Annotated in this window: 5 protein-coding genes; 1 reads left to right on the top strand and 4 read right to left on the bottom strand. The window is 61.8% G+C overall.

Translation table 11 applies throughout. The features are described from left to right. Positions 1-66: 66 nt before the first annotated feature. Together ACW9JC_RS28090 and ACW9JC_RS28085 are read right to left on the bottom strand one after the other, a co-directional pair. Positions 67-834 carry a CHAD domain-containing protein gene (locus ACW9JC_RS28090; protein ID WP_457459108.1) on the bottom strand — a complete coding sequence of 256 codons (768 nt, stop codon included), beginning with the start codon at positions 832-834 and terminating at the stop codon, positions 67-69. 46 nt (positions 835-880) lie between these two features. Then, positions 881-1,159: a hypothetical protein gene (locus ACW9JC_RS28085; protein ID WP_338585426.1), complete on the bottom strand. Its 279-nt coding sequence runs from the start codon at positions 1,157-1,159 to the stop codon at positions 881-883. Positions 1,160-1,380: 221 nt separating this feature from the next. Here ACW9JC_RS28085 and ACW9JC_RS28080 point away from each other — a divergent pair, with 221 nt between their 5' ends. Beyond that, positions 1,381-2,421 (top strand): patatin-like phospholipase family protein, encoded by a 1,041-nt coding sequence (locus tag ACW9JC_RS28080; protein ID WP_457459106.1) that lies wholly within the window; start codon positions 1,381-1,383, stop codon positions 2,419-2,421. A gap of 139 nt (positions 2,422-2,560) precedes the next feature. On the opposite strand, the gene ACW9JC_RS28075 is transcribed toward ACW9JC_RS28080, so the two are convergent. Beyond that, a complete protein-coding gene (locus ACW9JC_RS28075) occupies positions 2,561-3,259 on the bottom strand; it encodes a response regulator (protein ID WP_457459104.1) in 699 nt (232 codons plus the stop codon). A 68-nt stretch (positions 3,260-3,327) separates the two neighbouring features. Beyond that, positions 3,328-5,973 (bottom strand): DUF4118 domain-containing protein, encoded by a 2,646-nt coding sequence (locus tag ACW9JC_RS28070; RefSeq protein WP_457459102.1) that lies wholly within the window; start codon positions 5,971-5,973, stop codon positions 3,328-3,330. Between the last annotated feature and the right edge of the window lie 91 nt (positions 5,974-6,064).

Raw genomic sequence — 6,064 nt, 5'->3', positions numbered from 1 at the left:
ATTTCATCTGGGCAAAGATCAAAAGATCGCAGCCTTCGGCAGCTCCTACAAAGGGTCATGGTGTTCTCAGGATTTGAAGCAATCCGCGCTGAGCTTGTCCAGCACACGGTCGGCGCGTTGTTCGGCCTTGGCCATGGTGGCTTGCCAGACTGCGACACACGGTTGCAAATCGGCTTCCTGCTCGGCAATGGCCAACCATTGCAAGCAGTCGTGCCAGTCGCCCAAAGCGCCCTGTGCCGATTTCAATCGGGGCATCGCCGCTTTCGGCAAGCGATCCAGTTCAGGATAGGCATCGATGCCATAGCGCACGCGCTTGATCAGCAGGCGCAAACGATGACGGTCATGGGCGGGATCATGCAGGGCTTCGTCGAGTTTCTTCCACTGCTTGCCCAGGCGTTTCTCAATGCGCTTGCCCAATCCCTTGAGCAAACCCTGACGCTGAGAGGCCCGCAAAAAACGCGGAAAGGCATCAAGGATGACCAGCAACTGCGCAAGCTCGGTACTGGTCGCGACCGCCGGATAAGCTTCGGCCATCTGCGCCAACCGTCGCTGCGCGGCTTCGGGTTGGTCGTGCTGCAACAAGTAGGCCGCCAACACTTCACGATCGCGCCACGGCGTGGTCAGGTCGCCGACGCCGGAGGCCGCCGTTTCCAGTTGCTCGACGCCGGGCAATCCGCGCAATGGCCGCAACAGACTGCGCAAACGGCGCACCGTGGTCCGCAGGTCATGCAAGGCTTCAGGGTCGGTACGCGCACTTAAACGCGCCTGACAGGCCAGTACACGAACTTCCAGGCCCAAGACATGAGCCACTAACCGATCCACCAATGCCGACATCACTTGCTCCCTGAGTCGAATGTCCCCTGTAGCCCTGCATCATGCCTCAACGGCCGGCGCGTGACTCACGAATATAGAAGCGCGCCTTCTCGGCCTTTTTGGTGCAACCTTCGAAGCCTTCGAATTGCTGTTGGGTCTTGGCCGCGGTCAGCAGCGACAAGGCCTTGGAATAACTGACGTTCCCGGCGAAACCCTCGGCCTTGGCCAGGTCCAGCTCGTGCCATGCGGCATCGAGGTTGCTACCGCAGCTGTCGCGATAAGCGGTTTTACCAGCGCAACCGGCGAGTGCCAGGGCAATCAATGGCACACAGATCCAGGCTTTCATCACTCACTCCTCAAAGATAGGAAAACAGTCATGCAGGTAGGACGGTCTGGCGCGTGAAAAGTGCCGTCCATCGCCCGCGCAAACTGTAGCGCTGGCGAGAATAACCATCCGCCGCCATCAAGTGTCGAAAAAACGACGCGTTCGCTGTACCGAGCGACCTTGACGATTGAAGCGTGCCCCTCGATGGGTGCATTGTTGAACCATTCAAACGAGGGCGATTCATGAAAAAGCGTGTCGCACTGGTGTTGGGCTCGGGTGGAGCCCGGGGTTATGCCCACATCGGCGTTATCCAGGAGATTGAACGGCGTGGCTACGATATCGCCTGTATCGCCGGTTGTTCCATGGGGGCAGTGGTCGGTGGGATCTACGCCGCCGGCAAGCTCGATGAATATCGCGACTGGATCGAAAGCCTGGATTACCTCGATGTGTTGCGTCTGGTGGATGTCAGTTTTCGCCTGGGGGCGATCCGTGGGGAGAAGGTCTTCGGGCAGATCCGCAAGATCGTCGGCGAGATCAATATCGAAGACCTGCGCATTCCGTACACAGCGGTGGCCACCGACCTGACCAACCAGCAGGAAATCTGGTTCCAGGAAGGTTGCCTGCACCAGGCGATGCGCGCCTCGGCGGCGATTCCCAGCCTGTTTACCCCGGTGATGCAGGGCAATCGCATGCTGGTGGACGGCGGCATTCTCAACCCGTTGCCGATCGTGCCGGTGGTATCGAGTCATTGCGATCTGATCATCGCGGTCAACCTCAACTCCACCAACCAGCGTCACTATCAACTGCCTGTGATCCAGCGTCCTGCGGCGTTCAAAAGCCGTTTCAACAGCCTGCTCAATTCCCTCGGTTCGAAGATGCCATTCCGACGCAAACAGGCCGAGCAATTGCTGCTGTTGGAGAAAGAAGCGTTGATGGCCGAAGCGGCCGAGATCAACCCGTGGGTCGAATCCGCCGCACCGGAAGCCCAGCAACCGTCGGCAGCCCCGGAACGCGAAGGCGCGCCGAAGTCCGCCACCGGGTCGTTCATCATCGACAACGTCGGCCCGGCGTCCTTGCTGGACTTGATCAACCAGAGTTTCGAAGTGATGCAGACTTCGTTGGCGCAGTACAAGATTGCCGGGTATCCGCCGGACGTTTTGATCAACGTGCCGAAGCGGGTGTGCCGGTTTTTCGAGTTCTACAAAGCGCCGGAATTGATCGCGCTGGGACGGGAGATTGCGCGGGATACGATGGATCGGTATGAGAATGAGCGGGATTCTTGAAGTTCTCGGGTGTAGGAGAGGGCCTCATCGCTGGCAAGCCAGCTCCCACAGGATTTACGTGAAATCCGGATTTGTGGTCATCACAAAACACTGTGGGAGCTGGCTTGCCAGCGATGGGGCATATTCAGGCAACACAAAATCAGAGGCTGCCCTCACTCAACAACCGATACCCCACCCCAGCCTCCGTCACGATAAACCGCGGCTGGGTCGGATCATCCGCGAGCTTTTGCCGCAAATGCCCGACCACGATCCGCAGGTAGTGACTGTCTTCGGTATGGGTCGGCCCCCAGATGTCCTTGAGCAATTGCTGCTGGGTGATGACCCGCCCGGGATGTCGCGCCAGTTGCGCCAACACCGCGTATTCCTTGCGGGTCAGCGCGACTTCTACACCGTCGAGCAATACCCGGCGATAGGCGAGGTCCACCGTCAGCGGGCCGAAGGTCAGCGCCGCTTGCTGCGCCTCGCCCACCGGTGCCTGACGCAACAGCGCACGTATCCGCGCCAGAAACTCCTGAATGCCGAAGGGCTTGGTCACGTAGTCATTGGCGCCGCCATCCAGCGCTTCGACTTTCTGCCCTTCGCCGGCACGTACAGAAAGCACCAGCACCGGCACCGTCGACCACTCGCGGAATTCGCGCAGAACCTGCTGACCGTCCATGTCCGGCAAGCCGAGGTCGAGCACCAGCAAATCCGGTTTGTTCAACGCAGCCTGGGCCAGCCCCTCGGTGCCGGTGCCGGCCTCCAGCACTTTGTAGCCTTGGGAAGCAAGGCTGATGCGCAGGAATTTGCGGATCTGCGGTTCGTCGTCGATGACCAAAATGGTCGCGGTCTGGCTCATGAATTCACGTCAACACAAAGAGGTGGCTAGAGAGTAACGCACGCACGATCAGGCTTCACTTTCGGCCCTTAATTTTCAAAGGCTGGCTGAGCCTGCAAAGGCAGGTGCAAGGTGATGCAGGTGCCGCGCCCTTCGATCCCGTCGGCGACGCTGATCCGCCCGCCATGGGCGCCGACCATGCCCTGACAGATCGCCAATCCCAGCCCGGTGCCCTGCCCGCCACGATCGCCACGCGCAGCGGTGTAGAACATGTCGAAAATCTTCGACCGTTCCGACTCCGGAATCCCCGGTCCTTCATCGCTCACCGAGAAAAACAGCTCACTGTCATCGGCCCCGGCGCGCAGTTGCAATCGCCCGTGGGAAGGCGAAAAACGCGCGGCGTTTTCCATCACGTTGATCAGCGCCTGCTCGATCAGCGCAGCGTGGACGAACAGCAGCGGCAATTCTGCCGGTACTTCGGTGCTGACCTGCAACGGCGCCAGCACCGCACGCAGGCGATTGAGCGCACTGCCGACGATGTCCGCCGGCGACACCCAGTCCCGCGCCAGCTTCAGCGCGCCGTGACCGAGCCGGGTCATGTCCAGCAGGTTTTGAATGTAGCGATCGAGCCGTTCGGCTTCATCGCGGGTGCCTTCGAGCAGTTCGCGGCGATCCTCCAGCGGGATCGCTTCACCAAGCGCCAGCAGACTGTCGATGCTGCCGCGCATGGAGGTCAGCGGCGTGCGTAAATCGTGGGACACCGAGGCCAGCAAGGCACTGCGCAGTTGCTCGGTTTCGCCGTGCAGGCGCGCCGCTTCCAGGTCATCGGCCAACTGCGCGCGGGCCAGCGCTTGGGCCAGCGGCTGACTCAACGCAGTCAACAACCGTCGACGCTGACCGCTCAAGGTCTGGCCTTCCTTGGCGCACACACCGAGTAACGCAAGCGGTCCATCCTCCACGGTCAGCGGCCACCACCACCAACGCCCGAACGGCAAAGTACCGGTACCGGCGCCGGCGGGTTGATCGTGTTGCCATGCCCAATCGGCGGCGGCACGTTCCGCTTCGGAGAACTCCAGCGGACCGCCGGTTTCGACTTTCCAGCCACTGGGGCCGTCGCGATTGAGCAGGCACAGTTGCAGATCGCTCCAGCCTTCGAGATGGTGCGCCGCCGCGCTGATCACTGCCTGGCGGTCGGTGGCGGCGGTGAGTTTGCGCGACAGGTCGAGCAGTTCGGTGGTTTCTTCCTGGGTATCGCGCAGGGCCTGCATTTGCCGCCGCTGCCGCGCCGCGAGGTTACCGGTAAGGGCCGCCATCAGCAGGAAGAACAGCAAGGTCAGCACGTCTTCTTCGCGCTGGATGCTGAAGGAAAAATTCGGTGGAATGAACAGGAAGTCGTAGGTCAAAAACGACAACGCCGCACAGACCAGCGCCGGCCCCAGACTGCTTCGTACCGCCACCAGCAATACCGCGGCGAGGAACACCAGCGAGATGTTGGGTAGCGGTAGAGTTTTCGCCACGGCCCAAGCCAGCGCGGAAGCCAGAATCGTCGCCACCACCGCCAAGGCGTAGTCGAACCACACCAGCGACTGCATCGAACGCTGCCGTGGTTGATGCTGTTCGTGATCACTGTCGAGGACGTTGATTTCCAGCCCGCGAGCAGTGCGCAGCAGCCGCGCCGCTAGCCCTCCGCCGAACAGTCGGCGACGCAAACTCGGTCGGGACTGGCCCACCAGCACCAGGCTGGCACGACGCTCGGCGGCATGCTGGATCAGTGTCTTCGCCACTTCACCGGCCCGCAGCAACACCACTTCGCCACCCAAGCGTTCGGCCAATTGCTGCGCGCTTTGCAAACGCAGGCGCGACTGCTCGTCGCGCACACTGCCGTTGTCCACGTGCACCAGGCTCCACGGCAGATGCCGACGCTGAGCGACGCGACTGGCATGACGGACCAGACGCTCGGCCTGGGCATCGCCATCGACCCCCACCAACAAACGCCCGCGAACGGCTGGCGCTGCCTGCCCCAACTGCCGGTAGCCCTGGGCCAGATCGTTATCGACCTGGGCTGCCGCGGTTTGCATCGCCAGTTCGCGCAGGGCCGTCAGGTTGGTCTGGGAAAAAAACGCGTCGATGGCCGCCCGCGCCTGCTCCGGCACGTAGACCTTGCCATCGCGCAGACGCTCCAGCAGCTCGCGCGGCGGCAGGTCGATCAATAGCAGTTCATAGGCTTCTTGCAGCACCCAGTCCGGCAGGGTTTCGCGCACTTGTACACCGGTGATGCCGCGCACCTGATCGTTGAGACTTTCCAGGTGCTGGACGTTGACCGTGGTGTACACGTCGATGCCGGCGGCGAGCAGTTCCTGAATGTCTTGCCAGCGCTTTTCGTGACGGCTGCCGGGTGCGTTGGTGTGGGCCAGTTCGTCTACCAGTACCAGTTTCGGTTTGGCCACGAGCAGGCCGTCGAGGTCCATTTCCTCAAGCTCGACGCCACGGTATTCCGAGCGCACCAAAGCTTGTTGGGGCAAGCCGCTGAGCAGCGCTTCGGTTTCGGCGCGGCCGTGGGTTTCGACAACGCCAGCGATGACTTTCACCCCTTGGCGCAACTGGGTATGGGCCGCTTGCAGCATGGCGTAGGTCTTGCCGACACCCGGCGCGGCGCCGAGAAATACCTTGAGCCGGCCACGGCCGTCGCGGGGCAGGTCTGCTAACAGCGCGTCGGCGCGGCCGGAGTCGCTCATGCTTTAAATTCTCTCAAATGATCGTTCCCACGCTCTGCGTGGGAATGCCGCCCAGGACGCTCCGCGTCCCATCCAGAGCGGACGCGGAGCG

Source organism: Pseudomonas sp. SDO5591_S426 (assembly GCF_054070755.1).
The sequence above is the reverse complement of the archived record's forward strand: the minus strand, read 5'-3'. Positions and strand labels throughout refer to the sequence as shown.

Coding starts and splice junctions, on each gene's coding strand:
- ACW9JC_RS28080 (WP_457459106.1), top strand. CDS start 1,381: ATGAAAAAGCGTGTCGCACTGGTGTTGGGCTCGGGTGGAGCCCGGGGT.
- ACW9JC_RS28075 (WP_457459104.1), bottom strand. CDS start 3,259: ATGAGCCAGACCGCGACCATTTTGGTCATCGACGACGAACCGCAGATC.
- ACW9JC_RS28090 (WP_457459108.1), bottom strand. CDS start 834: ATGTCGGCATTGGTGGATCGGTTAGTGGCTCATGTCTTGGGCCTGGAA.
- ACW9JC_RS28085 (WP_338585426.1), bottom strand. CDS start 1,159: ATGAAAGCCTGGATCTGTGTGCCATTGATTGCCCTGGCACTCGCCGGT.
- ACW9JC_RS28070 (WP_457459102.1), bottom strand. CDS start 5,973: ATGAGCGACTCCGGCCGCGCCGACGCGCTGTTAGCAGACCTGCCCCGC.